This window comes from uncultured Megasphaera sp., from assembly GCF_900539295.1.
Lineage (GTDB): Bacteria > Bacillota > Negativicutes > Veillonellales > Megasphaeraceae > Megasphaera.
Map to the genome: position 1 here is coordinate 17,854 of NZ_UQBH01000001.1, position 25,132 is coordinate 42,985.

The 25,132-nt window shown below is 52.4% G+C and carries 27 protein-coding genes and 1 tRNA gene; 1 reads left to right on the plus strand and 27 read right to left on the minus strand.

Annotated elements, in window-relative coordinates; all coding sequences use genetic code 11:
- Positions 1–7: 7 nt before the first annotated feature.
- The 12 genes from QZQ46_RS00100 to QZQ46_RS00155 all read right to left on the minus strand — a co-directional run bounded on the left by QZQ46_RS00100 (position 8) and on the right by QZQ46_RS00155 (position 10,369).
- Entirely contained in the window at positions 8–496 is a 489-nt protein-coding gene (locus QZQ46_RS00100) for a hypothetical protein (protein WP_296825936.1), read from the minus strand.
- Between the two features lie 67 nt (positions 497–563).
- Positions 564–1,559: a UDP-glucose 4-epimerase GalE gene (gene galE / locus QZQ46_RS00105; protein WP_296825937.1), complete on the minus strand. Its 996-nt coding sequence runs from the start codon at positions 1,557–1,559 to the stop codon at positions 564–566.
- A gap of 3 nt (positions 1,560–1,562) precedes the next feature.
- Entirely contained in the window at positions 1,563–3,005 is a 1,443-nt protein-coding gene (locus QZQ46_RS00110; protein ID WP_296825938.1) for a glucose-6-phosphate isomerase, read from the minus strand.
- A 170-nt stretch (positions 3,006–3,175) separates the two neighbouring features.
- Positions 3,176–3,943: an amino acid ABC transporter ATP-binding protein gene (locus QZQ46_RS00115; RefSeq protein WP_296825939.1), complete on the minus strand. Its 768-nt coding sequence runs from the start codon at positions 3,941–3,943 to the stop codon at positions 3,176–3,178.
- Between the two features lie 15 nt (positions 3,944–3,958).
- On the minus strand, positions 3,959–4,609 hold the full coding sequence (locus tag QZQ46_RS00120; RefSeq protein ID WP_296825940.1) for an amino acid ABC transporter permease: 651 nt from the start codon (positions 4,607–4,609) through the stop codon (positions 3,959–3,961).
- Between the two features lie 147 nt (positions 4,610–4,756).
- Positions 4,757–5,560: an amino acid ABC transporter substrate-binding protein gene (locus QZQ46_RS00125; protein WP_296825941.1), complete on the minus strand. Its 804-nt coding sequence runs from the start codon at positions 5,558–5,560 to the stop codon at positions 4,757–4,759.
- Positions 5,561–5,806: 246 nt separating this feature from the next.
- Positions 5,807–6,304 carry a hypothetical protein gene (locus tag QZQ46_RS00130; RefSeq protein WP_296825942.1) on the minus strand — a complete coding sequence of 166 codons (498 nt, stop codon included), beginning with the start codon at positions 6,302–6,304 and terminating at the stop codon, positions 5,807–5,809.
- 35 nt (positions 6,305–6,339) lie between these two features.
- Entirely contained in the window at positions 6,340–6,675 is a 336-nt protein-coding gene (locus QZQ46_RS00135) for a hypothetical protein (RefSeq protein WP_296825943.1), read from the minus strand.
- A 10-nt stretch (positions 6,676–6,685) separates the two neighbouring features.
- Positions 6,686–7,588: a hypothetical protein gene (locus tag QZQ46_RS00140; RefSeq protein WP_296825944.1), complete on the minus strand. Its 903-nt coding sequence runs from the start codon at positions 7,586–7,588 to the stop codon at positions 6,686–6,688.
- Positions 7,589–7,599: 11 nt separating this feature from the next.
- The gene (locus tag QZQ46_RS00145) at positions 7,600–8,544 is read right to left on the minus strand and encodes a phosphodiester glycosidase family protein (protein ID WP_296825945.1); all 945 of its coding nucleotides are present in this window, start codon (positions 8,542–8,544) and stop codon (positions 7,600–7,602) included.
- A 22-nt stretch (positions 8,545–8,566) separates the two neighbouring features.
- Positions 8,567–9,376 (minus strand): polysaccharide deacetylase family protein, encoded by an 810-nt coding sequence (locus QZQ46_RS00150; RefSeq protein ID WP_296825946.1) that lies wholly within the window; start codon positions 9,374–9,376, stop codon positions 8,567–8,569.
- A gap of 21 nt (positions 9,377–9,397) precedes the next feature.
- A complete protein-coding gene (locus tag QZQ46_RS00155) occupies positions 9,398–10,369 on the minus strand; it encodes a C-terminal binding protein (RefSeq protein WP_296825947.1) in 972 nt (323 codons plus the stop codon).
- A gap of 139 nt (positions 10,370–10,508) precedes the next feature.
- Here QZQ46_RS00155 and QZQ46_RS00160 point away from each other — a divergent pair.
- Positions 10,509–10,597: transfer RNA gene (locus QZQ46_RS00160), tRNA-Ser, on the plus strand.
- Between the two features lie 85 nt (positions 10,598–10,682).
- Here QZQ46_RS00160 and hydE read toward each other — a convergent pair.
- From hydE to QZQ46_RS00235, 15 genes are all read right to left on the minus strand, one after another.
- Positions 10,683–11,762 carry a [FeFe] hydrogenase H-cluster radical SAM maturase HydE gene (gene hydE, locus QZQ46_RS00165; RefSeq protein ID WP_296825948.1) on the minus strand — a complete coding sequence of 360 codons (1,080 nt, stop codon included), beginning with the start codon at positions 11,760–11,762 and terminating at the stop codon, positions 10,683–10,685.
- 63 nt (positions 11,763–11,825) lie between these two features.
- Positions 11,826–13,094, minus strand: coding sequence for a uracil permease (gene uraA / locus QZQ46_RS00170; RefSeq protein ID WP_296825949.1), 1,269 nt, complete (start codon positions 13,092–13,094; stop codon positions 11,826–11,828).
- 62 nt (positions 13,095–13,156) lie between these two features.
- The gene (locus tag QZQ46_RS00175; protein ID WP_296825950.1) at positions 13,157–14,431 is read right to left on the minus strand and encodes an FtsW/RodA/SpoVE family cell cycle protein; all 1,275 of its coding nucleotides are present in this window, start codon (positions 14,429–14,431) and stop codon (positions 13,157–13,159) included.
- Positions 14,385–15,089, minus strand: coding sequence for a tRNA (guanosine(46)-N7)-methyltransferase TrmB (trmB, locus tag QZQ46_RS00180; protein ID WP_296825951.1), 705 nt, complete (start codon positions 15,087–15,089; stop codon positions 14,385–14,387). The genes QZQ46_RS00175 and trmB overlap by 47 nt, the downstream gene beginning before the upstream one ends.
- Positions 15,090–15,243: 154 nt before the next feature.
- Positions 15,244–16,332 (minus strand): dipeptide epimerase, encoded by a 1,089-nt coding sequence (locus QZQ46_RS00185; RefSeq protein WP_296825952.1) that lies wholly within the window; start codon positions 16,330–16,332, stop codon positions 15,244–15,246.
- Positions 16,333–16,341: 9 nt separating this feature from the next.
- The gene (locus QZQ46_RS00190) at positions 16,342–17,460 is read right to left on the minus strand and encodes an HAD family hydrolase (RefSeq protein ID WP_296825953.1); all 1,119 of its coding nucleotides are present in this window, start codon (positions 17,458–17,460) and stop codon (positions 16,342–16,344) included.
- Between the two features lie 14 nt (positions 17,461–17,474).
- Positions 17,475–18,188, minus strand: coding sequence for a bifunctional phosphoribosyl-AMP cyclohydrolase/phosphoribosyl-ATP diphosphatase HisIE (gene hisIE, locus QZQ46_RS00195; protein ID WP_296825954.1), 714 nt, complete (start codon positions 18,186–18,188; stop codon positions 17,475–17,477).
- Positions 18,189–18,953: an imidazole glycerol phosphate synthase subunit HisF gene (gene hisF / locus QZQ46_RS00200; RefSeq protein WP_296825955.1), complete on the minus strand. Its 765-nt coding sequence runs from the start codon at positions 18,951–18,953 to the stop codon at positions 18,189–18,191.
- A gap of 1 nt (position 18,954) precedes the next feature.
- A complete protein-coding gene (gene hisA, locus QZQ46_RS00205) occupies positions 18,955–19,671 on the minus strand; it encodes a 1-(5-phosphoribosyl)-5-[(5-phosphoribosylamino)methylideneamino]imidazole-4-carboxamide isomerase (RefSeq protein ID WP_296825956.1) in 717 nt (238 codons plus the stop codon).
- 4 nt (positions 19,672–19,675) lie between these two features.
- On the minus strand, positions 19,676–20,293 hold the full coding sequence (hisH, locus tag QZQ46_RS00210; protein WP_296825957.1) for an imidazole glycerol phosphate synthase subunit HisH: 618 nt from the start codon (positions 20,291–20,293) through the stop codon (positions 19,676–19,678).
- Positions 20,293–20,877, minus strand: coding sequence for an imidazoleglycerol-phosphate dehydratase HisB (gene hisB / locus QZQ46_RS00215; protein WP_296825958.1), 585 nt, complete (start codon positions 20,875–20,877; stop codon positions 20,293–20,295). Before hisB ends, hisH begins: the two co-directional genes overlap by 1 nt.
- Positions 20,870–21,946 (minus strand): histidinol-phosphate transaminase, encoded by a 1,077-nt coding sequence (gene hisC / locus QZQ46_RS00220; RefSeq protein ID WP_296825959.1) that lies wholly within the window; start codon positions 21,944–21,946, stop codon positions 20,870–20,872. Before hisC ends, hisB begins: the two co-directional genes overlap by 8 nt.
- A complete protein-coding gene (gene hisD / locus QZQ46_RS00225) occupies positions 21,939–23,228 on the minus strand; it encodes a histidinol dehydrogenase (RefSeq protein ID WP_296825960.1) in 1,290 nt (429 codons plus the stop codon). Before hisD ends, hisC begins: the two co-directional genes overlap by 8 nt.
- A 16-nt stretch (positions 23,229–23,244) precedes the next feature.
- On the minus strand, positions 23,245–23,880 hold the full coding sequence (hisG, locus tag QZQ46_RS00230) for an ATP phosphoribosyltransferase (RefSeq protein WP_296825961.1): 636 nt from the start codon (positions 23,878–23,880) through the stop codon (positions 23,245–23,247).
- A 2-nt stretch (positions 23,881–23,882) separates the two neighbouring features.
- The gene (locus tag QZQ46_RS00235) at positions 23,883–25,100 is read right to left on the minus strand and encodes an ATP phosphoribosyltransferase regulatory subunit (protein ID WP_296825962.1); all 1,218 of its coding nucleotides are present in this window, start codon (positions 25,098–25,100) and stop codon (positions 23,883–23,885) included.
- Positions 25,101–25,132: the final 32 nt, after the last annotated feature.

Here is a 25,132-nt window from a genome sequence, read left to right on the forward strand (position 1 = left end):
CTCCCCATCACAAACGAATTTCCCAAAGTTTTCCGTCCCGTATGAGTCCTACAGCCTGTCGGTTAATATAGGCAACGTACCAGCCCTGCCAGGTTTCTCCGGCAGAGCAGGCAGCCGATTTCCCCTGCCACTGCAAAATGACCAGGCTCTCCTGACCTTGATGAATAAACCCGCCAACGGTGGGCAAGGTCCATTGCGGCTGAAGGACTTTTCTTTCCTTCACGGGCGGTACTGTCGGCGAAACGGATTGTCCCCCTATTTGTTCTGCGGCAGCAGTCTTCTTCGGCAAACTGCCGCCAAATAAGTCGGGCAAGGGCTTATACTGTATCGCAGGCCGCACGTCGTAGACAAGGCGAGCCTCTGACTCCTCTTCCGGCGTATCAAAAACGGGATGCTTCCCAGCTTGCTGCTGAGAGGCATCCCGTTTTATGTTTACTTGTCCCTGGGGCTCTTCCCACAAAAACCAAACAGCGCCAAGGCAGACAAGTATCCCCACATAGGGAAGCCATGTCTTGCGACGTTGAACGATACCGTTCCTTGCTTTTTGCAGGAGCGATAAACCCCTATTTTTTATCGCCATACCCCTGCGGATGATGCTGATGCCAGTTCCAGGCATCAGCAATAATCTGTTCTACCTTACTGTGCGTCGGCTGCCAGCCTGTAAAGCGGCGGATTTTTTCAGATCCTGCAATGAGAACTGCCGGATCTCCGGCACGACGCGGTGCTTCTTCGACCTTAAAATCCCGGCCCGTAACTTTTTTAGCGGCTTCAATCATTTCCCGGACACTGAAGCCGTTCTGAGAACCGAGATTAAAGTACTGCGACTCGCCGCCTTCGGACAGGTAGCGAAGAACCCGCACGTGAGCATCTGCCAGATCGGTGACGTGGATGTAGTCACGGATGCAGGTCCCGTCGGAAGTCGGATAGTCGGTACCAAAAATTTTAATACTGTCACGCTGTCCCAAAGCCGTCTGCAAAATCAAAGGAATGAGGTGCGTTTCGGGCGTATGATCTTCCCCGATAGCTCCGCCTCCATCCGCTCCGGCAGCATTGAAGTAGCGCAGGGCCACATAGTGCAGACCGTAAGCTCGGCTGAACTGAGCCAGCATCATTTCGATCATGAGTTTGGTCTGGCCGTAGACATTGGTCGGCTGGTACGGCATATCTTCCGTAATCGGCGTCTGTTCCGGCTCGCCATAGACGGCGGCCGTCGACGAGAATACGAAGTATTTGACCTTCGCCTGGCGAACGGCTTCAAGCAAACTATAGGACCCGACGACATTATTATCGTAATAAATGGTCGGATTGTCCATCGATTCGCCAACCTGACTGTGAGCCGCAAAATGCATGACAGCATCGATATTCATATCTTCGAGAATCCGGCGAACGGCATCGATATCGTGGATATCGACGACGTAAAAGGGAATCTCTTCCGGAACGGCTGCGCGATGGCCGCGGGACAAGTTGTCAATGACGACGACCTTATGGCCTTCTGCCAGCAGCGCCTTGACCGTGTGGCTGCCGATATATCCCGCACCGCCCGTAACTAATACATTCATAGATTAACCTTCCTGTAATTTTTTCAGGCGGCCGCCGAGGAATTTCTTATAAACTTCGACGCCGGGCTGATTGAAAGCATCGACATTAGCAAATTCGCCTTCATAGGCAATGGACAGGCAGAGCATGAACATCAATTCCCCCAAGTGATACGGTGTCATGGCCGGCATGATATAGTTGGCACTGGGACGGCCGTCACCGGCAAGGGCTTCGGCGTTGGAACTGCGGGCCGCTTCCAAAATCTGGCTGAGGGGCAGACCGCTGAAGGCAGCCAACTTCGGATATTCATCGTAAAGGTGAGGAACCGTAACGTCATCAGGCCAGTTTTCGATGGAGACGAACTGGACGACTTTATCCTTCGGGCCTTCCTGATGTTCCTGGGTCTGGGCGTGCATATCCGTCGTACCGACAGCAACGATCGGCGTACGGCCATAGTTGACGACATTGCCCTGTTTGTCGAGGCGTTTGCCGAGGGATTCCGCCAGGAGCTGAATGTACCATTCCGACAAGGATTTCAAGGTGTCGGCATAGGGCATGAGAACTTCCAGATTGCGGCCGTGATTCTTGCCGGCAAGGAATTTAAGGACACTGTTGAGGAGAGCCGGATTTTTCCAAATATCCGGATCCTGGCAGGCATGATCCATGTCACGAGCGCCGTCGAGGAACTGACGAATGCTGAAGCCCGTTAAAGCGCCGACGATGAGGCCGACTTCGGAAAAGACGCTGAAGCGGCCGCCGATGCCATCGGGAACGTAGAAAATAGGCCAGCCCGATTTTTTAGCCAGGCCGTGGAGCAATGTTTCTTTATCGCCGCCGTCGTGAGGATCGGTAACAGCTACCGTTTCAAGGGAAATACCGGCGTCGCTCATAGCCTGTTTCAGTACCATGTAGTTCGACATCGGTTCGATTGTCGAACCCGATTTAGAAATGACGACGGCCATGACCGTGTAATTCGGCTTCTTCTGGCTGTCATTTTTCAAAAACTGGATGAGGCCGGACATTTTATGAGAGTCGACGTTGTTGCCGGCAAAGAAGGCTTTCGGGTAGCCGTTGCGTTCTTCCGTGCTCTTCATATTCCAAAATTCACCGCACTGGACGTCAAACAGTACCTTGCCGCCCAAGTAGGAACCGCCAATCCCCAGGAATACGACGGCATCGACGCGATTGCGCGTCGTCCGTGCCAATTCTTCAAGGGCAAAAATGCGTTCCGGACTGTTGATATTGCCATCTTCGATGTACGGGAGCTGCGTAAAAAGAACGGCTTCCGGTTCCCCGTCTTTGGAGAGATGGCCCGGCATCGTACCGTTTTTACGCATGTTCATTACAGCTTCATGGGCTTTGGTATAGACCGGTGCAAAGTCTTTGACCTCAGCTTCTGTGACGGCCTGAGGGCCGTAAAGATTGGTTACATCAAAAGTAAATCCTGAACGCAATTTTAATTGTGTCATGTTAGGTCACTACCTTTCGATAGAATAATGTCTTATTCACGTATGAAATCATTATAGCACAGATTGGGTATACTATGCCACCTGCGGGGCACTGAATGCCCCATGTAAAAGAAAAGCCCCGATAGGGGCTTTTTTTGCGGCAGGGCCTGTAAGGCGAGCAGTTCTAAAAATCAGAACCGCAGCATGGACTGGAGGAAGCTTTGCGTCCGTTCGTTCTGCGGATGTTCAAAGACGTCTTCCGGTTTGCCTTGTTCCTGAATAATGCCGTCCGCCATAAAAATGACCCGATCGGCAACTTCTTTCGCAAAGGCCATTTCGTGAGTTACGATGACCATGGTCATGTTTTCGTCAGCCAGCTGCTGTATCGTGCGCAGGACTTCACCGGTCAACTCCGGATCAAGGGCGCTGGTCGGTTCATCAAACAGCATGATGTCCGGATCCATAGCCAGAGACCGGGCAATGGCCACGCGCTGCTGCTGGCCGCCGGAAAGGCGTGACGGATAGGTATCTCTTTTTTCCCACAAGCCTACTTTTTTAAGCAGTTCTTCTGCATGGGGCATGATTTCCTCGGTTTTCATCTTCTTGACGACACGGGGCGCTTCCAAGATGTTGTCCAACACAGTCATATGAGGGAACAGGTTGAAATGCTGGAAACACATGCCCATGCGGCGGCAGATAGCCCGAACATCCGCAGCCGGTGCGTAAACGGCGCGCTGGCTTCCGGCAGGCGTGCTGGCCATGGTCTTGCCGTCGACGACGATAGAACCGCTGTTGATGGTTTCCAATTGGCAAAGACATCGCAAAAAGGTACTCTTACCGCTCCCCGACGGGCCGATGATGGAAACGACTTCCCCCGTTTCGACGTGGAGGGAGACGTCTTTTAATACTTCCAAACTCCCGAAACTCTTTCGGATATGGTCCATTTCAATAAAACTCATAACAAGACGTCCTCCTTATTCATCATAGACGGCGTAGCGTTTTTCCAGGTAACCGAAAATTTTGGTCAGGATAAACGTAAAGAACAGATAGAATACAGCAGCCACCAAGAAGGCTGTCGTATCGAAGTCGCGCTGAACGATAGACCGCGTAATGCGCAGGATGTCGTTCATGGCCAAGATGTAAACGAGAGACGTATCTTTAAGCAGGTTAATCGTTTCATTGGATACCGGCGGCAGAACCCGTTTTACGACCTGAGGCAGGATGATGCGGCGCATGGTCTGAATATAGGTCATCCCCAACACCTTAGCCCCTTCATACTGACCGCGGTCGATGGACTGGATGCCGCCGCGGAAAATTTCGGCAAAGTAGGCCGCATAGTTAAAGACGAAGGCGATGATTGCCGCCGGAAAAGCCGGCAGGGTAAAGCCGTCGATGATAAAGGGCAGGCCGTAGTAGATGAACAAAATCTGCAGCATCAACGGCGTACCGCGCATGACATAGATGTAAGCATACATGAGTTTGCGCAGGACGGCAATTTTAGAAATACGGGCCACGGCCATGACGATGCCCAAGGGCAGACTCAAGACGATGGTAATGATAAAAATTTGTAGTGTAATTTTCAAGCCTGCAGCGACGGCAGGCACAATCTGAATTAAATAATCCATGCTGGCTCCTTTTCAGGCACGGCGATTCACACAGGCAGTGTGCAACACGGAAAAACAACCTCTCCGTCCATGCCGGGGACCTCTCCAAGGCGTGGAGCTGTCGGCGTCATCTGACCGAAAGGTTGTTTTCTCGTACATCTTTCCCGATTACCGTACTTTTATGGTAATATCTTCGTTAAACCACTTCTGGGACAACTTAGTCATTGTACCATCTTCACTCATCTGTTTCAAGACATCATTGAGTTTATCCCGCAGCAGATTATCATCTTTACGCAGGCCGACGCCGAATTGTTCGTCACCCATTTTGTCGTCAATGACTTTGAACTGGCCCGGCTTCTTGGTCATGTAATAGCGGCCTACGACACTGTCGACGAGAACACCGTCGATACGGCCGATTTCAAGGTCCATGAAGGCGTTGACGAAGTCGCCGTATTTATTGACTTTAGATAAGGATTTCTGGAAGTCCATGTTCTTTTCCAAGGCATCGATAGAGCTGCTGCCTTCCTGGGTTCCCAAAACCTTGCCGGCCAGGCCTTCCCGATTGGTAATCGGTGAATCAGCCCGGACTACGAGGAGCTGCTGGTTGTGCATATAGGGCTTGGAAAAAGCGATCTGCTGAGACCGTTCGTCCGTAATGGTCAGGCCGTTCCACAACAGGTCGACTTGCTTGCTCTTAAGAGCCGCTTCTTTGCTGTCCCAATCAATGGGCTTAAATTCGACAGGGACGCCGAGGCGTTTAGAAGCTTCCTGAGCCAGGTCGATATCGAAGCCGACGAGATTTCCGCCTTCATCGCGGAAGCCCATGGGCGGGAAGTTGTCATCGAGGCCGATGACGATTTTATCCGGCAGTTTCTGTTCTGCCTGGCTGCTGGTATCACTGCCGCAGCCGACGAGCAATGCAGCCGCTGCTGCCGTCAAAGCACCGGCAGCCAATATTTTTTTCCAATTCATGTAAATTCCTCCTTACAAGGTAACATAACGGTTAAAGGCTGTCAGAAACTCCCTTCCCGGTCCTCAATCCGAACCCTCAGAGTTTCCCTACTTTCATCAAAGGCGGTCATCATATACAGGAAAAGACCGCATCCTGATGTATAAGACATATTTTACTTTATTTCGTTAAAAAGATAAAGGGTTTTTGCAATGAAAAATCAGCATGTTTCCATGCTGATTGATGCATATCTTGAATAAAGCGCTCCGTTACGCTTCATCACCCTTGTCCTGCCTGTCCTTAATGGTGTCGATAATCTGCTGTTTGCTCCGCTTCGACAGGAATTGGAGCCGGACAGGGAGTACGACGAGCCCACCTTCTTCAGCCTGCCCCAATTGGATTTCCTGCCACGTATCACCGATGACAAAGATATCCTTATAAGGCAAAAATACCAGGCTTCGATCAGAGTGAAACTGGTCGTCATAAAATTCGTGAAGGGAGCGGAACTGGCGGCGGACGATAATTCCCTTTTCCGCCACATAGCACATGGCGTCGTTCTGCCGATGGATGCGCCACAGACAGAATGCCAGGACGGCCCAGTTGTCGAGATGCTCGACGAGGTGGGTTTCACCCATCATGAGCCAGAAAAAGTAAATGGCCACTAGGAGAAACAAGACTTTCATAAATCCGGAAAACCATTTTGAATTTTCATATACAGCCGTAATGGGGCCGCAGTGAAACTGTTTTTCTAAGTCCGTGTGTTCCATGGCCAAGCCTCCTTCAACGACGATCGGCGGCGAAGCTATTTACGCAGTTTTTTACTGGTCTTGGGGGCCGTTTTGATGACCACATTGCGGCCGTCTTTCACGACTTCCAGAGAAATGTCACCGACTCCGTCTTTAAAATAGGCCATCTTGATATCGAGGAGGATGGACCCCACTTTTTCCTGAAGGTCATCGGTAAAGAACTGGCGGCGAAAATCACCGGCCGTCTGTTTTCCTGACGGTTTGCGGACAGATTGACGGCGAGGACTTGCATCATCGTCTTCCCAGCCCGTCGTTTCAAAGGTAGCTTCTTCCTGCACACCTTTAAACATATCTTCAATTGAACGATTCTTAGGAATCTTATGTTTTGCCAAGGCCAATCACCTATTCCTTTTCCATTTTATCGGACTTTTCCGACGCTTCATGCATACTGTTTAAGGTGATGCTGTTGAAGTCTTCCGGAGTCTGATAGGTAGCAATTTTCTTAAAGCCTACGCCCAAGCGGCCGCGATAAGCAGCGATGACTTTATCGCTGCGGTTCATTTCAGCGATATAGATTTCCTGACCGTCAAGGCCGATGAGCCGGAAATCACCGCTCGGCGAAATTTCACGCCAGCTGCTGGTAGCCCCATCGAGCATGTAGACGACACCCGTCTTGAGGTTGTCATAGAAGAAGGTATCCGAGTCATAGAATACGGCGATGCGGCCGATATTTTCAGCCTGGACGTGGATACGCCGCGTATCGTAGTTGGCGTCGGTCCGGTAAATGCGGTAACGGTCTTCGCCGACTTGAAGCTTCATGTAGACGACGTTCGTTGCCGTCGAATAGGCGACGTCGACAATTTTACTGTCTGCCGGTGCATCTTCAATAGGCGTATCTAATTCTCGATCGGGATAAATCGGATTGTACTGGGCGATATAGACACCGTATTCCCCGGTCTCATTGTCGCGGCCATAGGTCGCAAAGATAGCCAGGTTACGGTCCGGGAGCCATTCAAAGAAAGATACATTGCGGCCGTGAAGATTGATGCGCTGGGGATCGTTCTTTTTCCCGGCCTCATAGATGGTGACCTTATCGTCGAGGATGGTCGCCATGAAACGCTTGTCATAGGAATAGAAGCTGCGGCCATTCGTTTCCGTGCCGTCGCCCATAGCTTCCTGTTGAGTCGTACCGCCGATTTGAAAATCCGACGTCGGCGCAAACAAGACTTGATCTAGATAAATATAAATGCCGGCTTGGACGGCAATACCGGCCACAAAGACGGCGATAAACTTTCGTATTCTCATAGCCTGCCCTCCTACTTGACGACGAACGCCGTCGGAATCATGCGTTCACCCAAGAGGTCCGCCGGTTTGTTGATAACTTTGCCATTATAATATAAGGTCGAGCTGGATCCGCCGTCGAGGTTGGCTGCAATGACGGCCCCTTCTTCATACAGGATGTTCTGCAGGTCACGCAGGGTCGCTCCGACAGAATAGCCGGGCTGACGGCCGTCGATGACCAGCAGCAGTACTGTGCCGTCTTTACGCTGGCCGATGGCCGTACGCGGTCCGACGCCCCAGCCGCCGTCGCCGTGGGTAATCATCTTTTCACCATTGACGATGAGGGCCGGTCCGAAGGAAATGCCTTCGACGACGTCCTTTTCTCTCAGTTCAGCCTTAGAATAGTTGCCGACAATGAGGTTGCCGCCGGAGGTAAAGCCGACGAATTCATTCGTTTCATCATCGGAAGAGTTCTGACCGAGAAGGTATTTCCCGTCATGAATGATGAAGCCGTAAGGCTGACGGCCCGTACCGGTCCCGTTGGCATCATAAAAGCCGCCGGCATTAATAGCTGCTACGGCACCGACGCGTTCGGCAATGCCGCTCGTCGTATCGCCCTTTTCATCCATATTGGCTGCCGTTGCGACCTGCAGGCGATGGGGGTCGGGAACTTCCAGCAAGAAGCCCTTAAATCGGCTGGAATCGATATTTTTCAGGGTAAGCGTCGAGTCCGTGCGGGCCTTGAAATTAAACAGCTCCTGCTTCGGCGTCGAACTGATACCGCCTAAGATTTCATCGATTTCTTCCTGCGTAAAAAGCCACGTGATGTACTGCGGATGGCGGCTTTTCAAGATGGCGCCCACAACGGTGCGCTTCAAATTGTCGAAGGGTCCGAAGAGGACGACAAAGGGCGATGTCAGGGAGAAAAAAATGGCGATAAAGATAAAAAACTTACCGATTTCTTTTACGTGTTTCCTCATATGTAACCTCGAAAAAATAAAGTTAACGTTCTTCGTAGTGCGGTGTCGTGACGCGCTGCTTAAAGTTTTCTATATCGACAGCATTGCCGATCCAAATTCGCTTGACGGCGTACAGATTATCCCCGTATTTAGCCCAGCCCGGATCCATGGTCACGGCCAGTTTGATGCCGGCGGCCTTGAGGACGTCACCGGCTTCCCGGGTATATCCGCCATAGGGATAACAGAAGTATTCATTGGTAATGCCGAGCTGCTCTTTCAACTCGGCCTGACTCTTTTTAATTTCGTCCGCAAAGGTACTCCCCGACATCTCCGTCGCCCGCTCATGGCGATAGCTGTGGGAAGCGATGGTAAGGCCGGAAGCCTGCATTTCCTTTACCTGCTGCCAATTGATGCGCGTCCCCTGGTCGGTATCATAGGTCGGTACGAAGACCGTCCCGGCAAAGCCGTATTCTTTTAATATCGGCATGACGATGCGGTACGTATCGGGATAGCCGTCATCAAAGGTGAGGACGACCGGGCGGACCGGTACGGGCTTGCCGTTGGCTACATAGTCGTACAGCTGATCCATGGTCAGGGGATGAAAATCGTTATCTTTCAAGAATTTCATCTGTTCCCGGAAATGAGACTCTAACAGAACGGCGTCATTATCCGGAACGTCGCCTATCATATGGTACATCAGAACAGGAATCCCCTGTTCCGGTACGGCCATGGCAACTTCCCGGGGAGGAACCTGCTCCGCCCCGGGCGTGTCAGCCGTTTTATTTTCCAGCGCGCAGCCTGCCAGTATGAGACAGCTCAACAGAGCCATACAGGCCAATTTCCAGATGCGCAAATCGTACAGCCCCTCTCGAGATTATTCGCCGTCCCGCAGGGTAACTACGGGCAGTTCATCATAGTGACCGGCCATGAAAAGCCGGATATAGCGTTCGGCATCGTCGCGGACATCGCGCACCGCTTCGACGGAATGGAAGCTGACGCTCGGCGTCAATAAAAATTCCGGCCGGGCAATCATTTTCAGCAGCATCGGACTCGGATGTTCTGTCGACAGGGCATCGAGGGCGGCACTGCGGATATGGCCGTCATCGACGGCGTGGTACAGGGCCGCTTCATCAACCAGACCGCCGCGGCAGCAGTTGACGAACATCGCCCCTTCCTTCATTTCTTCGAATTGTTCATCCTGAAAAATATAGCGTGTCGATTCGTTCAGCGGCATGTGCAGTGATACGACGTCGCTAGTCTGAAGAAGTTTATCAAAATCGACGGGACGGACGCTGCTTTCCATCATGAACTTTTCACTGACGAAAGGATCGTAAGCCTGGATTTTGCATCCGAAGGCCTGCAATCTCGAAGCAACGGCACGGCCTACATGGCCGAACCCGACGAGACCGATGAGATTTTTGCTGACCCGGTGAAGCGGCCAGGAGACGGACCCGAATTCCCAACGGTTGTTGGTCCGAATATCGCTTTGATATTCCGGAAGTTGACGAATCAAGGCCAAGATCATCGCGCAGGCATGATCGGCAATGTCGTCGACACAATAGGAAGTATTATTGATGACCATGACGCCCTTTTCATGAGCCGCCTTTATGTCGACGTTATCAGACCGGGTCGATAAGACGACAATGAGTTTCAAGTCATCGAGTTCCTCAAGGAGTGAAGCCGTAATCGGTTCGGCATGGCAGATGATGACATCCGTATCATGCAGCCTGTCGGCTAATTCATCTTCATCTCCCGGAGGACAATATTCAACGCGCGCTACATCGCGCAGTCTCTCTCCAAAATCATCTTCATCCTGACGTCCTGTCAAAACACTTATGTGATACATTATCACAGCCCCTTTTCTATAAACAAAATCATTTAGACATAAAGATACATCTAATTATATACCATGTAATCGTCAATTATCAAGTATCCCTGCCGACCTTGACGGAGTTGTCAAAACTTTGCTATAATATTTTCGTTGTGGAAAGGTGTCCGAGTGGTTTAAGGAGCTAGTCTTGAAAACTAGTGATGCGGCAACGCACCGTGGGTTCGAATCCCACCCTTTCCGCCAATCACAAAAGCAGGTCCCTAAAGGGACCTGCTTTTTTTATATACCTATATACCTTATCCGCATGCCAGGCAGATCTTTTCCAGCCTTACTTGCGGTGGAAAAAGTGCGGCGAATCTCCCCACTGACCGAAACCGATCGTATCGCCGACGGAGGCGACGCGGGCACTGATACAGTTTTTACATTGGTCCGGTACTTCATCGACGCAGGGCTTGTTGTCGTACAAGAGGTACTGCGGCCGGAATTTGGGAACCGTAACGATGGGCATGAGAACGTTTGCCCCGGCCTTTAAGCCCAGTTCACGGCCTAAGGGATGCAGGGCCTGCAGGGCTGTCGTCGCGGCGATATTGACGTCAGGCAAAAAGAGGCGGGTAACGGCAATCATTTTGAGACCCATTTCCAGTCGCTTCTGCTGCTCTTCCTTGCTGTCCATGCCGCTGGCAAGGACGGCTTTTCCAATCGGCGTATTATGGTGAACGACGTAGGGTCCCATACCGATCATGTCGATATCCATGTCGCGGTAGAGGAGGATGTCGTCTGCCAAATCGCCGACGGTCTGACCGGGCAGACCGATCATGTCCCCTGTTCCGACTTGGTAGCCGATGCGGCGCAGGCTTTCAAGGCAAGCCTTGCGGACCTGCCACTTATGGTGGCCGTCATCAGGATGAAGGGTCGCGTAGAGGGCGGGATTGCTGGTCTCGATGCGCAGCAGGTAGCGGTGAGCGCCGGCTTCAAACCAGCGGCGATAGGTCTCTTCCGTCTGCTCGCCGACGCAGAGGGTCAGCCCCAGCTTACCGCTGCTCAAGGCCTTGATATCGTGAATCAAGCCTTCGACGTAATCGATAAAGGCTTCGTCCTGCCGTTCACCGGACTGGATGGTCAAGGAGCCGTATTGATTTTCATAGGCCCAGCGTGCCATATCGAGGATGTCTTCCCGCGGCGTATCGAAGCGTTCCACTTCGTCGTTGCTCTTGCGGATGCCGCAGTATTTACAATCCTTAATGCAGTAATTGGAAAACTCGACGAGTCCCCGATAGTAGACGACGCGGCCGACGTTTTCCGCTTTGACGGCATAGGCCGCATCATACAATTCCTGCAGCTCGTCGGGATCAGTCAGACTCAGCAGGGCGATTAAATCATCGCGGGTTTTCGGTGGTTTAATCTTCATAACAATATCTCCTTCCAGGGCCGCCAAAAGCAGCCCTTACAGACCAATGGGAAGATACTTTTTTTATTCTTCGTTGGCCCAATGGATTTTTTCAAAGAATAGGAAGACGCAGCTCATGATCATGGCGACGACCGTTGCCAGGCCCATACCCTTGAGCTGGACCGGTCCGAGGACAACGGTAGCACCGCTGAGACCGGAAATCATGGTGACTGCCGTTAAAATAAGGTTCTTCGAACGAGTATAATCGACTTTCTTTTCAACCAGCATTCGCAGGCCTGATGCGGCAATGAAGCCGAACAAGAGGATGCAGACGCCGCCCATGACCGGAGTCGGAATGGCATGGATGAGAGCCGCTATCTTGCCGATGAAAGAAAAGAGGATGGCAAAGATGGCAGCGCCGCCGATGACCCAGGTGCTGTATACGCCGGTAATGGCCATGACGCCCATATTTTCACCGTACGTCGTATTCGGCGTCGAACCGACGAGGCCCGAAAGGACGTTGGATACGCCGTCGGCGAAGAGCGAGCGGTGAAGGCCCGGATCAGCAATAAGATCGCGGCCGACGATATCACTGGTAACGAAGAGATGGCCCAAGTGTTCAGCCAGGACGACGAACAAGGCCGGCATAATCATCATGATGGCACTGAAGTTAAATTCCGGCTTGTAGAAGGTCGGCAGGGCAAACCAGGGCATTTCCTGTACGTGGGTCAAGTCGACGACCCCCATGAAGAAGGACAGGATATAACCGGCAATGACACCGATGAGGATAGGAATGATACCGATAAATCCGCGGCCGAGGACAGTCGTCAAAATGGTGACGATAAGGGTAAAGGTCGAGATGATCATGGCCGTTTCATTGGACATGCCCTGGACTTCGCCCATATAGCCTGACATGTTCATAGCTAAGGGTGCCAGTTCCAAGCCGATGATGGCGACGATGGAGCCCATGGCAGCCGGAGGGAACAGGACGTCAATCCACTTCGTCCCTACTCGGTCGACAACAGCTGCCAGAACGATAAAGGACAGGCCGAAGACGATGAAGCCCCCTTGGGCATCGCCATAGGTCATGCCCGGTGCAGCCGTAACCGCCAGGACCGGAGAAATAAAAGCAAAGCTGGAGCCGAGATAGGCCGGCAGCCGCCATTTACAAATAGTCAGGTACAACAAGGTGCCGACGCCGTTCATAAAAAGAGCCGTCGCCGGATCGACATGAAGCAGGAACGGTACCAATACCGTCGAACCGAACATGGCAAATAAATGCTGCAGGCTCAAAGGAATGGTCGGCAGTAAGGGAAGCCGTTCTTCTACGTGTATAACCCTATGTTGTTGCATGCAATCTCCTCCCATTAAAGACAGATATTCTTATAAAAACAGGTTTTACTGGGAGCCGCCCGTCAGAACGGCTCCTGTTCGGGCTCATTCTGCCCTGCTTCGGCTTCACAAAAATTATCATAACTGATGCGCAGTAAAAAGGTAGCCGAAATGATATTTAAAATAAGCGAAGAGCCGCCATAACTGATAAAGGGCAGCGGTACGCCGACGACGGGGACAACGCCCGTAACCATAGCCATATTGATAAGGCCCTGTCCGCAGAGAGAAAAGGTAATCCCCAAAGCCAGGAAGGTGCCAAACCGGTCGCGGCAGCGGACAGCCGTCTTTACACCGACGGACAAGAGGCTGCAGAACAAAAACAATACGACAACGCCCCCGATAAGGCCCCATTCCTGAGCGATGACGGCAAAGGCAAAGTCGGTATGGGCTTCCGGAAGGTAATTGAACTTACTGATCCCGGTCCCCATGCCTTGACCAAAGACACCGCCCGAGCCGACGGCAATATAGCTTTGGACCGTCTGGTAGCCGCTGCTCTGACTATAGGGCCAGGGATCCCACCAAGTAACGATTCGCATCATCTGGTAGGAGTGGGCAAAAAGATAGACGAAGAGGGCAATAATGGCGACAAGAGCAAGTCCAAAAGCAATGCGCTGCTTCGTCGAAAATTTAGTGTGAATCACCGTAAGTTCGCAGCAAAAAAACATCATAAGGACGGGAAGAAAGATAACGATAGCCGTCCCGGCATCGGGCTGCAGTAAGACCAAGAAGGCAAAAAAGAGGGTCGGAAAAAAAGCAAACAGGCCGTAGCGATGCAAAAAAAGCCTAAACAGCCGCTTCCCAAAAGGAATTTTTCGTTCCAACTTATCGATGGGAAAGATGTTCCGCAAATGAAGAGACATCAATTCCTTATTGCCATGGCGCTCTAAATAAAAAGCAATGGCTGCGGCCATCGTTACGATAGCTGCCAACTTGGCAAATTCCGACGGCTGAAAAGAGACGGCTCCGAAACCCAGCCAGCGCCGGGCGCCGTTTACGGTAATGCCGACGAATTTAACAGCAATGAGGCAAAGGATATTAAACAGCGCGAACTTACTGCACCAGCGGCGGATAAACTGATATCCCCTGCCCCAAAGGATCCGGGCAGCGACAAGACCGGCGCCTAAAAACATCAGCTGCTTGCCTAAATACCCGGACAGGGATGCCCCTTCGTCGAGGACAAAGGTCGAGCTGAGGATATTTTCCAAGCCGATGACAATCAAGAGGGATATGGAGGCCAGCATCCAAAGGAGATTACTCCTCCGGGCCTTCGTTTCGGCATTCATCTGTTTCGACAACATGAGCTATCACTTCCTGTGGGCGTGTGGCAACACAATGAAAAATAGGCTGTCCTTTGGCACTGAATTTAGCCTCATATTCGGTCATCGCTTCATTCAATACCGAACTGTTATGCAAATCATAGGTCACTTCCGACAAGGGCCATCCGCAGGCTTTAAATTCTTCCAGCGTAAAATCGAAAAGACCGGCATTGTCGGACTTAAAGTAAATCTTGCCGCCTTCCTTTAAGAGGCGGGCATAGCGGTCGAGAAAGCTGCGGTAGGTCAGACGTCGTTTGGCATGGCGTTTTTTAGGCCAGGGGTCGCAGAAATTGATGAAGAAGCGGTCGACTTCTCCGGGCTCAAAAATATCCTCCAAACGAGCGACATCAAAGCGCAGGAGCTGCACATTATTGACTTCGGCATCAGCGCACTTCTTACCGGCATAATAGAGAACGCCGGCCTGGATTTCAATGCCGATGAAGTTGACATCGCGGTGAAGCTGAGCCAATTGGGAAATGAAGTTTCCCTTGCCGGTCCCAAGTTCTACCCACAGCGGCGCTTCCGGGGAGTCAAAGAGCGTATGCCACTTCCCCTTATAGATTTGACAATCGTCGAGGTGGAGAAAATCACTGTACTCCTTGATAGCCTCGTCAATCCACGGTTTTCTTCGTAAACGCATGTATCCTCCTCGATTCATAAATGGATTCATCGTACAAGAACCCTTCAGACCTGCTGCACAAGCCGGAAGGGTTCTTTAACAAACTGTATGATACTTTTTTTATTATAAAAAATGTCAGCCATCGTGTCAACTGAAAAAAGCCGGCCCCTTTCCGTTAAAAAAGGGTCCAGCCTTCAACATTTTCAATTCCAAGGCCCGGCCGTTCCGAGAGGACGAGCCGGTCCCCATCATAGGTAATGCCGCCGTGAATCGGGTCTGCCGCCATGAGGTCGGCTGCATCCAAATCATTTTTCGTAATGACTGCCGTCCCGGCCGACAAGGCCGCTGCCGCCGTGATGCCAATTTTGCATTCCAGCATGCAGCCCATCATGCATTCGACACCGGCAGCGTCCGCCATGGCCGCAATGTTAGCCGCCGGTCCGAGGCCGCCGGCCTTCATGAGCTTTATATTCAGCAAGTCGCAGGCCCGCATGGTCAAGAGGCGAAATACATCGCTCGTACTGAAGGCCGATTCGTCAGCCATGATCAGCGTATCGACATGATCTGTTACCTGCTTCAGGCCTTCAAAATCTGATGCCCGTACCGGTTGTTCGACGAGCTCAATGGCAAGGTTCGCGTCTTCCATTTTCCGGATAAGGCGGATGGCTTCCTTGGGCTTCCAGCCCTGATTGGCATCGAGGCGGATGGCGATATCCGGCCCGACAGCTTGTCGAATGGCGGCGACGCGCTGGAAGTCAACGGCACTGTCGATGCCGACTTTCAGCTTCAAATGATGGTACCCGTCCTGAACGGCTTTTACCGCATCGGCTGCCATGACGTCCGGAGGATTGACGCTGATCGTAAGGTCCGAGGCGATGCGCTGACGGCGGCCGCCAAAAAAGCGATGGAGGGGCAGGCCGTAGTGCTGGCCGAAGAGATCGTGAACGGCGATGTCGAGGGCCGCCTTGGCCGACGTATTGTGAACCATAGCCGTTTGAATCGTCTCTAAAATGATTTCGCGGTCGTCAATGTCCATGCCGATCAGTTTCGGCCCGATGACGTTTTGTACAGCAGCTGCTACCGATTGGTGACTGTCGCCGGTAATGACGACCGTTGCCGGCGCATTGCCGTAGCCGACGTGACCGTCATCGGTGTGAACTTTTACGACTAAGTCTTCAGCCACATCGACGCGGCGCAGGGCCGTAATGAAAGGTGTTTTTAAGGGGATGGCAATTTTCCCGACTTCAATTTCTGTAATCTTCATACATAAGTCCTATACTAAAATATCTAAAATATCCTCAACAGCCGTGACGACATGGGAAACCCGTTCCTGTTCAAACATAGCTCTGGCATCGGCTCCGTCGATACCGGTCAAAGTCCCTATCATGACGGCACCCAAGGCTTTGGCACACCACACATCGGCCAGGGAGTCGCCGACGACATAGTACGTACCTTCTTTAAAGTCTTTCATGCGGCTCACATAGTCGCCGTAGTGAGCCTTATCTTTCCCAAAGGCCCCCAAACAATAAACGAAAGGATTCGGCTTATCGAGGGACAGGTGCAGCATGCCTTCAGCTTCTTCGACGTCACTGTAGGTTGCCACGTAGTGTTCATCAAATTCTGCCAGCCAGCCATACGTACGGAAGGGGATTTCCATTTCTGCCCGCGACCGCCCCGTCGCGATAGCGATGTCGTAGCCCCGGCGTTTGAGCTCGCGAAACATCGAGCGGATGCCGTCGACCGTACCCAAGGGCTCTTCCCGCGTGAGAAAGCCCGTCTTTCCCGGCGCATAAGGCTTTTTCCCATAAGTCTGCTCATAGAGATCATCGCCGAAGTACCAGTCCTGGAAGGCTTCAAAAGCCAACTCCCATAAGGGCGAATGAAGGGGCGTCCACTGCCTCGTCCCCTCGCCCAGCGACGCAGCAACGGCTTCCGTCAGATACGAAAAGACATCGTCCTTACCGGCCTCATCCGGTACGGCTTCAGCCAGACGCTCATAGACGTCATCGGCAGTCGGCAGGTCATACTCCTGTAATAACGCTCCCAGCTGCCGGATCTCGTCATGACTATCTAAGGTGATATCGGCGATACGGCGATCTCCCTTATAAGACTCTAAAAGGATCCACAAGGTGACGACCAAATGGGCGTGAACCATGTCCCAGTTGCTGTTGACGCCGTGTTTCTTGAGCCACAGTAAGATGACATCGTCCTTCCAAAACCGCCGGCGAAGGCTGTCAATGGCGTCATCACTGAGATCGGCCGTAATCGATTCATGGCCTAAATTCATGTACCGATCACTTCCGTACCATTCCCAAAGGACCAGGGCCGATACGTCAAAATATCTTTTTTCACTGAGTAAGACGCCGTCGACGTCAAAAATTACTTTTTTCATAAGACTCCTTTTTCTTAAAACGTCTTATCTAAATGGCCGACGGTCTTCTTATTCCCCTTGACATGAGACCGTTCTTCCAATACTTTCATGACGTCGTTGACCGTAACCCCTGTATCTTCCCACAAGACAGCCAGGTGATACAGTAAGTCAGCCGACTCCTTGCAGACTTCGAGTCGAAGGTCGGCAGCTTTTTCGGAGTCATCATCAGAAACGGGATCGGCGTTCTTGGCCGCAATGATGACTTCGGCCGACTCTTCGCCGATTTTCTTGCAAATTTTATCAATACCCGTCTGCAGCAAGTAGGACGTGTAGGATTTTTCCGTCGGATGAACCCGTTTATCACTGATTTCCTGACTGAGATCGGACAAGATGGACAGGCTTCCGGTATAGCTTTTTTCCCATTCCGTCATAGCGCGGAAGAAACACGATTTATGGCCTGTATGGCAGGCGGCGCCGATTTGATCGACAGTCAATAAAATCGTGTCGGCATCGCAGTCGACGGCAATGGAGCGGACGCGCTGAAAATGGCCCGACGTTTCGCCCTTGTGCCACAGTTCATTTCGGCTGCGGCTGTAATACCAGGCATCACCGATTTCAACGGTGCGCCGCAGGGCTTCTTCATTCATATAAGCTACCATCAGGATTTTCCCGCTGCAGCCTTCCTGGACGACGGCCGGGACCAGTCCCCGACTGTCAAATTTTATATCTTTCATCGATACACTATCCATTTATACTTCTGCCCCTCTCATGGGAATTCCCTGTTCCTGTAAATAGACCTTTAAATCGGGAATGTCGATTTGGCCAAAGTGAAATACCGAAGCTGCCAAGGCGGCATCGACGCCGGTATCGAAGACGTCCTTGAAATCCTGCATCGTACCGGCCCCGCCGGAGGCAATGATCGGCACGGGAAGTTCCGCTGCCAGGCGGCGGTTCAATTCCAAGTCAAAGCCGGCCTTTTCCCCGTCGGCATCCATGGAATTCATGCAGATTTCGCCGGCCCCTAAGGCGACGCCCTGCTTAGCCCAGGCCATGGCGTCGATGCCCGTATTCTTGCGGCCCCCTTCGACGTATACCTGCCAGCTGCCATGACTGTCGCGCTTGGCGTCGATAGATAGGACGACGCACTGGCTGCCGAAGCGCTGGGCGGCTTCACGAATCAACTCCGGACGCAGGACAGCTGCCGAGTTGACTGACACTTTATCGGCCCCGGCCCGCAGTACCTGGTGGAAATCGTCGATACTTCTGATACCGCCGCCGATTGTAAAGGGTATGGTTATCGTTTCGGCCACGGCGCGGACGACGTCGAGAAAAATCTGGCGCTTTTCATGGGTCGCCGTAATATCGTAAAAAACGAGTTCGTCGGCCAGCTGGTCGGAATAGAATTTCCCCAAACTGACCGGATCGTCGACATCCTGCAGGTGTTTAAACTGACGGCCCTTGACGACGCGGCCGTTGCGGACGTCGAGGCAGGGCACAATTCGTTTTGCCAACATCTTACATCCCCCCTAAACTGCGGATTTCAGCCATGGTAATCTTCCCCTCGTACAGCGCTTTTCCGGTAATAGCTCCGTAGATGCCCATGGACTGCAGCTTCTTCAAATCATCGATACTGCTCATGCCGCCGGAAGCGATGAGGCGGATGTAAGGCAGCTGCTGGAGCTGGCCGAGCATGGTAAAATTCGGGCCCGTCAGCATGCCGTCACGGCTGATATCGGTATAAATCAGGGTGTTGATACCGAGGTCCAGCATGGACTGAGCAAAAGGCAGAACGCGTTTATCGCTGCCGTCGACCCAGCCGCGAGTAGCGACGACGTCTTCCTTAGCATCGATGGATACGGCCAAAGAAGAGCCGTACTTTTTAGCCATGGCGGCCATAAAATCCGGATCTTCTACAGCCTTAGAGCCTATGATGACCCGGTTGACACCGGCCTCTAAATAAGTTTCAATCGCTTCTTCACTACGGATGCCTCCGCCGACTTCGACAGGAATATCGACGGCTTCACAAATTTCGCCGATAAGCGCGGCGTTGGCAAGACTCCCGGAAAAAGCACCGTCCAGATCGACGACGTGGAGAAAGAGAGCGCCTTCATCAGCCCACTTTACGGCGGCTTCAACGGGATTGTCAAAATAGGTCGTACTGTCGTCCTTTACGCCTTGGCGCAGGCGGACGGCACGGCCGTTTTGGATATCAATAGCGGGAAATACAATCATGGTCTCATCCTTCCTGCGTAACGTAATCGATGACATTTTTAAGGAGCTGTTCGCCTACACGGCCGCTCTTTTCCGGATGGAACTGGAATCCCAGAACGTTGTCCAGGCCGCAGATGGCCGGCACCGATTCGCCGTAGTCCGCCGTGGCAATGACATCGGGCGTCGTCGCCGGTGACTTATGATAAGAATGGACGAAATAGACGTAAGGTTCCTTTGGAAGGTCCTTCTTAAGCCAGTGGTCCTGTTGAAACTCCAAGGCATTCCAGCCCATGTGAGGGATCTTCAGCTTAGTGTGGAAGGGTACGACATCACCGGGCAGAAAACCTAAGCAGGGATGTGTTCCGTCTTCAAAGCTCTTTTCAAAGAGGAGCTGCATCCCCAGGCAGACGCCCATAAAGAACTTCCCGGCCTTCACTTGTTCCTGAAGGAGGGGGATGAGGTCGAATTTTTCCAAATTTCCCATGGCATCGCGGACGGCACCGACGCCGGGGAGTTCGATGAGGTCGGCATCGCGGATGACAGCCGCATCGCGGGTAATGGAAGCTTCGATGCCGAGGCGCTTCCAGGCATTATATACATTGGCCAGATTTCCGACTTCATAGTCAATAACGGCAATCTTCATTACAACACCCCCTTTGTCGATAAGACACTGTTTTCATCGCCGTCAATGCGGACGGCTTCCTTCAAGGCGTGGCCCAAGGCTTTAAAGACCGACTCGACGATGTGATGGGCGTTTTCGCCGTATAAGTTGGTCACGTGAAGGTTCATGCGGCCGTGAACGGAGAGGGCGTAGAGAAATTCCCGGAGCATTTCCGTTTCAAAGGCGCCGATTCGTTCTACCTTCAGCTTCACATCGTAGACGAGGTACGGCCGGCCGCTGAGGTCGATGACGACCCGCGTCAAAGCTTCATCCATAGGGCAGTAGAACATGCCGTAACGGTGAATTCCCTTCTTGTCACCCAAAGCCTTGGTCAAAACATCGCCAAAGACGATGGCCAAATCTTCCAGGACATGATGCGTGTCGACATCGAGATCGCCGTGGACGTGAAGGGTAATATCCATGCCGCTGTGGCAGGCCAAAAGGTTCATCATGTGGTCGAAAAAGCCGATGCCCGTCGACCCGCCAAAAGTTCCGGACCCGTCGACATTGAGAGATACGGCAATCTGCGTTTCCGCCGTTTCCCGTTCAACTTGAGCGCTACGCATCGTTCTTCACCCCTTCCTTCAGAACAGCGACGACCTTTTTGACGACGTCTTCCGTCGTAATGGTAATCCGCAGGCAGTTTTTAAGGTTGCCGGCCTTATAAGAGCGGACGGAAATGTCGGCATCGCGAAGAGCCTTATCCATAGCCGGCCCGTCAGGGACACGGATTAAGACGAAGTTGGTTGCACTGGGATAAACCGTAATTTCCGGTACATCCGCCAACGATTTGCAGAAAACATCGCGGGCCGCCAGGGTCGGCGGCACATTATGGGCCAAGATTTCATCGGCATATTCCAAGGCTGCCAAAGCCGCATTTTGAGACAAGACATTCAGATTATAGACCAGCTTTGTGAGGCTCAAAGCATCGATGACGGCTTTTTGCGCGACGCCGTAACCGACGCGGCAGCCCGCCAAACCGAAGGCCTTGGACAAGGTACGGATGACGATGAGGTTGTCGTATTGGGAAAGCTTGGTGATGATGCTGGGCACTCCGGAAAACTCCAAGTAGGCTTCATCGACGACGACAGGATTTTCCGAGGCCTGAAGAACGGCTTCCACGTAGGGCAGGGGCAGCAGTTCGCCCGTGGGGTTGTTCGGATTGCATAGGACGGTCACCTTGGGCTGCAGTTCCTTCACTTTTGCAAGGAACCCGTCGCAGTCGCGGCGATAGCCGTCGAGGTCGGATACGGTAACGATCTCAGCCCCGAGAACTTCGGCATCGAGGCCGTAAATATCGAAAGTCGGCGTATGGGTGAGCAGGATATCGCCGGGATTGAGGAAGGTGTTCATAATCAGGCTGATGATTTCATCGCCGCCGTTGCCGACCAGGATTTCATCAGGCCCGCAGCCGGCGTATTTGGCCAGAGCCCCCCGCAGTTCATTGGCAAATGGATCCGGATAGTGATAAGACGGCGTCTTTTCCATGCGGGCCATAAAGGCTGCCTTTACTTTTGGAAAATCAAAGACATTGTAGGGACTTTCATTAGCATCAATGACGATTTTTTCATTTATTTCCGGAGCCGCATAGGGCTTAAAAGATTGGATGGTCCGGCGAAGCCACTTATTATTCATCGATTCTCCTCCTTACAGCCAGGCCGTGCGCCTGTAATCCTTCGACATTGGCAAAGCGGATGACCTTATCGGCGACGGCTTCAAAGGCTTCCTTATTATAAGACAAGAGACTGCTTCGCTTGACGAAATCATAGACGCCGAGAGGCGATGAAAAGGCAGCCGTCCCCATAGTCGGCAGGGTATGGTTGGGTCCTGCAAAGTAATCGCCCAAGGGTTCCGTCGTGTAGGGACCGATGAAGACAGCCCCGGCGTTGACGATTTTCTCAGCGTAGGCTTCGGCATCGCTAAAGGCGATTTCCAAATGTTCCGGTGCAATGAGATTCATGATGTCGACGGCCTGATCCTTATTCTTGACGATGAAGAATTTAGCGTATTTTTCAATCGATTCCGAAGCGATATCTTTTCGCGGCAGTTCTTCTAACTGGCGTGCGATTTCGCGTTCCACTGCACTGGCAAAAGAGGCACTGGGCGTGACCAAAAATACGGCAGCCCGACGGTCGTGTTCAGCTTGGGCCAAGAGATCGGCAGCAATCCAAACCGGGTTGGCATCGTGGTCGGCCAGAACGCCAACTTCACTGGGGCCGGCAATCATGTCGATGCCGACAGTGCCGAAGACCAGCCGTTTGGCCATGGCCACATAGGCGTTTCCCGGGCCGACGATTTTAAAGACCGGATCGATGGATTCCGTTCCGTAAGCAGCGGCAGCAATGCCCTGGGCCCCGCCGACTTTGTAGATTTCCGTCGCACCGGCAACGTGGGCCGCTGCCAGGATATAAGGATTGACCGAACCGTCTTTAGCAGGAGGCGTAAAGACAGCAATCGACGGGACGCCGGCAACGTGAGCCGGAATCGTATCCATGAGGACCGTCGACGGATAGGCCGCCGTGCCGCCGGGCACATAGACGCCGACGCGCTGGATGGGCGTAAACTTAGCACCCAGGCGGACGCCGGGACGGAAGGTATCAAACCAGGTCTTTTCTACCTGTCGTTCGTGATACGCCCGGATATTGGCCGCCCCTTCTTCGAGGATACTCATAAATTCGGGCCCGACGGCCGCGACGGCTTTCTCTATCTCTTCCGGAGATACCAGAAAGTCTTCGATGTCGACGCCATCAAATTGTTTTGTATAAGCACGAACAGCGGCGTCGCCGCCCTGTTCGATATCGGCTAAAATTTTTTCTACAGCCTTGCGGATATCTTCACTTTCTGCCTGATCGCGCCGGGTAATGCGGCGAATATCGCGCAAGGTCAGCCCCTTATCGGGTACATCTATCCATTCCACGTTGATTCCCCCCTACTTATGCCTTCATGCTGTGCTGACGGATGACTTCCATGAGCAGCTGAATGTCACGGTACTTCATTTTAAACGAAACGGGATTGCATATCATGCGGGCACTGAAATCCATGAAGTAATTCAGGACTTCCAGGCCATTGGCTTTTAACGTATTTCCCGTTTCCACGATGTCGACGATGACGTCGGACAGGCCGACGATCGGTGCTAATTCGACAGAACCGTTGAGCTTGATGATGTCCACGCTGTGATGATTGGCTTCAAAGTAATTTCGTGCAATGCGCGGATACTTGGTGCCAATGGTGATGCGCTTGCTCATGTCGACCTTTTTCCCGGCAATACCGGCGACAGCCATGCGGCAGCAGCCGATGCCGAGGTCCATGACTTCATAGACGTCCGCTCCCGGTGCTTCTTCAAGAAGGACGTCTTTCCCAACAATGCCGACGTCGGCGGCCCCTCGTTCAACATAGACCGCCACATCGGGGGACTTGACCAAGGTTACCTTGAGCTGGCCCTTGGCATCTTCAAAAATGAGTCGGCGGCTTTCTTCGGAATACGTCGGAAATTCATAGCCGCTGTCGGCCAGATATTTCATGACTGCTTTATGAATGCGGCCCTTAGCCAGGGCAATGTGAATGGCCATCTTTACAACCTCCCCATCAATGTTTCCAAGTCATCTGCCGTCAGGCACTTGCCGTCCTTATAATACGAACCGTTGCGGTATATGGCATGAATACTGTAATCAGCACTGTCGATAAAGGAAGAATCGGGATAGGCCGCCACGCGGAATCCCCGACTGCGCCAGTTCATGAGATCCCTAATCAACGGCTGATCGCTGGTCGTATAGGAAACAGCTAACTGAAAGGACGGCTCCGTATCTTCGAGGAGGCCGGCATCGCTCATATATTCATACAAGAGGTTGATGTTCATGCCGAAGCCGCAGGCCGGACGATCGACGCCGAAGCGGCCCGACAGGCGGTCGTAGCGCCCGCCGTCGATGATATCGTACAAGGCACCGTCAACATAAACTTTAAAAACCGTATCCGTATAATACCCCAAGGGGCTGGCAAAGCCGAAGTCGAGCTGAACCTTATCGGCATAGCCGGCATAGAGGATGTAGTCGTAAACGGCTTCCAATCGGGACAAGGCGTTCAGCATGCCGCTGTTAATCGAATAGTCTCGGGCCTTGCTGAGGGTCTGGGCATAGGAGCCGAACAGGACCGGCAGGGCTTCTAAGGCCTGACGGGCTTCCGGTGAAAGGGACAGGGTTTCGATATAAGACTTACAGGCGACGAGGTTTCGTTCGGCCATATATCGCTTCAGCGTTTCCTTCTGCTCTGCCGAAATGGGAAGTCCTTCGAACAAGGCCTTGGTGTAAGCCGCCGTACCGATGTCGATGCGGATGTTTTCAACGCCGACGGCCTTTAAGATTTCAGCTGCCGTGACGATGACTTCGCCGTCGCATTCCGGACTGGAATCGCCTAAAATTTCAATGCCGCCCTGCAAAAAATCCTTACCATACGTCGACCGGCCGTAATATTCGCGAAAGACCGTGCTGACGTAGCCGAATTTAATGAGCTGGTTAGCCCGGGGAAATTCACGGGCCGCCGTTTCAACGACCGGCAAGGTTACATCAGGGCGCAGGACGAGAACCCGGCCGTCGGTATCGATGGTCTTGACCATTTGCTGGCGGAGTTGGGGAAAGAAGTCCCGGTATACATCGTAATCTTCGAAACTCGGCGTTTCAATAATCTTACAGCCGTGGTTCATGATGACGGAAATGATTTTTCCCTGGATTCGGTCATAATTGCGCATTTCATCGTGGTGGAGCATCTTCACTCCATCCAAGGTATTGTAGTTCATCCTATGACCATCCTTTCTTTAGTGCTTTATCT

What these genes read in the sequence shown, in the direction of transcription:
- galE (WP_296825937.1), bottom strand. Translation starts at nt 1,559, where the DNA reads ATGAATGTATTAGTTACGGGCGGTGCGGGATATATCGGCAGCCACACG.
- QZQ46_RS00110 (WP_296825938.1), bottom strand. Translation starts at nt 3,005, where the DNA reads ATGACACAATTAAAATTGCGTTCAGGATTTACTTTTGATGTAACCAAT.
- QZQ46_RS00115 (WP_296825939.1), bottom strand. Translation starts at nt 3,943, where the DNA reads ATGAGTTTTATTGAAATGGACCATATCCGAAAGAGTTTCGGGAGTTTG.
- QZQ46_RS00120 (WP_296825940.1), bottom strand. Translation starts at nt 4,609, where the DNA reads ATGGATTATTTAATTCAGATTGTGCCTGCCGTCGCTGCAGGCTTGAAA.
- QZQ46_RS00125 (WP_296825941.1), bottom strand. Translation starts at nt 5,560, where the DNA reads ATGAATTGGAAAAAAATATTGGCTGCCGGTGCTTTGACGGCAGCAGCG.
- QZQ46_RS00130 (WP_296825942.1), bottom strand. Translation starts at nt 6,304, where the DNA reads ATGGAACACACGGACTTAGAAAAACAGTTTCACTGCGGCCCCATTACG.
- QZQ46_RS00140 (WP_296825944.1), bottom strand. Translation starts at nt 7,588, where the DNA reads ATGAGAATACGAAAGTTTATCGCCGTCTTTGTGGCCGGTATTGCCGTC.
- QZQ46_RS00145 (WP_296825945.1), bottom strand. Translation starts at nt 8,544, where the DNA reads ATGAGGAAACACGTAAAAGAAATCGGTAAGTTTTTTATCTTTATCGCC.
- QZQ46_RS00155 (WP_296825947.1), bottom strand. Translation starts at nt 10,369, where the DNA reads ATGTATCACATAAGTGTTTTGACAGGACGTCAGGATGAAGATGATTTT.
- hydE (WP_296825948.1), bottom strand. Translation starts at nt 11,762, where the DNA reads ATGAAGATTAAACCACCGAAAACCCGCGATGATTTAATCGCCCTGCTG.
- uraA (WP_296825949.1), bottom strand. Translation starts at nt 13,094, where the DNA reads ATGCAACAACATAGGGTTATACACGTAGAAGAACGGCTTCCCTTACTG.
- QZQ46_RS00175 (WP_296825950.1), bottom strand. Translation starts at nt 14,431, where the DNA reads ATGTTGTCGAAACAGATGAATGCCGAAACGAAGGCCCGGAGGAGTAAT.
- trmB (WP_296825951.1), bottom strand. Translation starts at nt 15,089, where the DNA reads ATGCGTTTACGAAGAAAACCGTGGATTGACGAGGCTATCAAGGAGTAC.
- QZQ46_RS00185 (WP_296825952.1), bottom strand. Translation starts at nt 16,332, where the DNA reads ATGAAGATTACAGAAATTGAAGTCGGGAAAATTGCCATCCCCTTAAAA.
- QZQ46_RS00190 (WP_296825953.1), bottom strand. Translation starts at nt 17,460, where the DNA reads ATGAAAAAAGTAATTTTTGACGTCGACGGCGTCTTACTCAGTGAAAAA.
- hisIE (WP_296825954.1), bottom strand. Translation starts at nt 18,188, where the DNA reads ATGGATAGTGTATCGATGAAAGATATAAAATTTGACAGTCGGGGACTG.
- hisF (WP_296825955.1), bottom strand. Translation starts at nt 18,953, where the DNA reads ATGTTGGCAAAACGAATTGTGCCCTGCCTCGACGTCCGCAACGGCCGC.
- hisA (WP_296825956.1), bottom strand. Translation starts at nt 19,671, where the DNA reads ATGATTGTATTTCCCGCTATTGATATCCAAAACGGCCGTGCCGTCCGC.
- hisH (WP_296825957.1), bottom strand. Translation starts at nt 20,293, where the DNA reads ATGAAGATTGCCGTTATTGACTATGAAGTCGGAAATCTGGCCAATGTA.
- hisB (WP_296825958.1), bottom strand. Translation starts at nt 20,877, where the DNA reads ATGCGTAGCGCTCAAGTTGAACGGGAAACGGCGGAAACGCAGATTGCC.
- hisC (WP_296825959.1), bottom strand. Translation starts at nt 21,946, where the DNA reads ATGAATAATAAGTGGCTTCGCCGGACCATCCAATCTTTTAAGCCCTAT.
- hisG (WP_296825961.1), bottom strand. Translation starts at nt 23,880, where the DNA reads ATGGCCATTCACATTGCCCTGGCTAAGGGCCGCATTCATAAAGCAGTC.
- QZQ46_RS00235 (WP_296825962.1), bottom strand. Translation starts at nt 25,100, where the DNA reads ATGAACTACAATACCTTGGATGGAGTGAAGATGCTCCACCACGATGAA.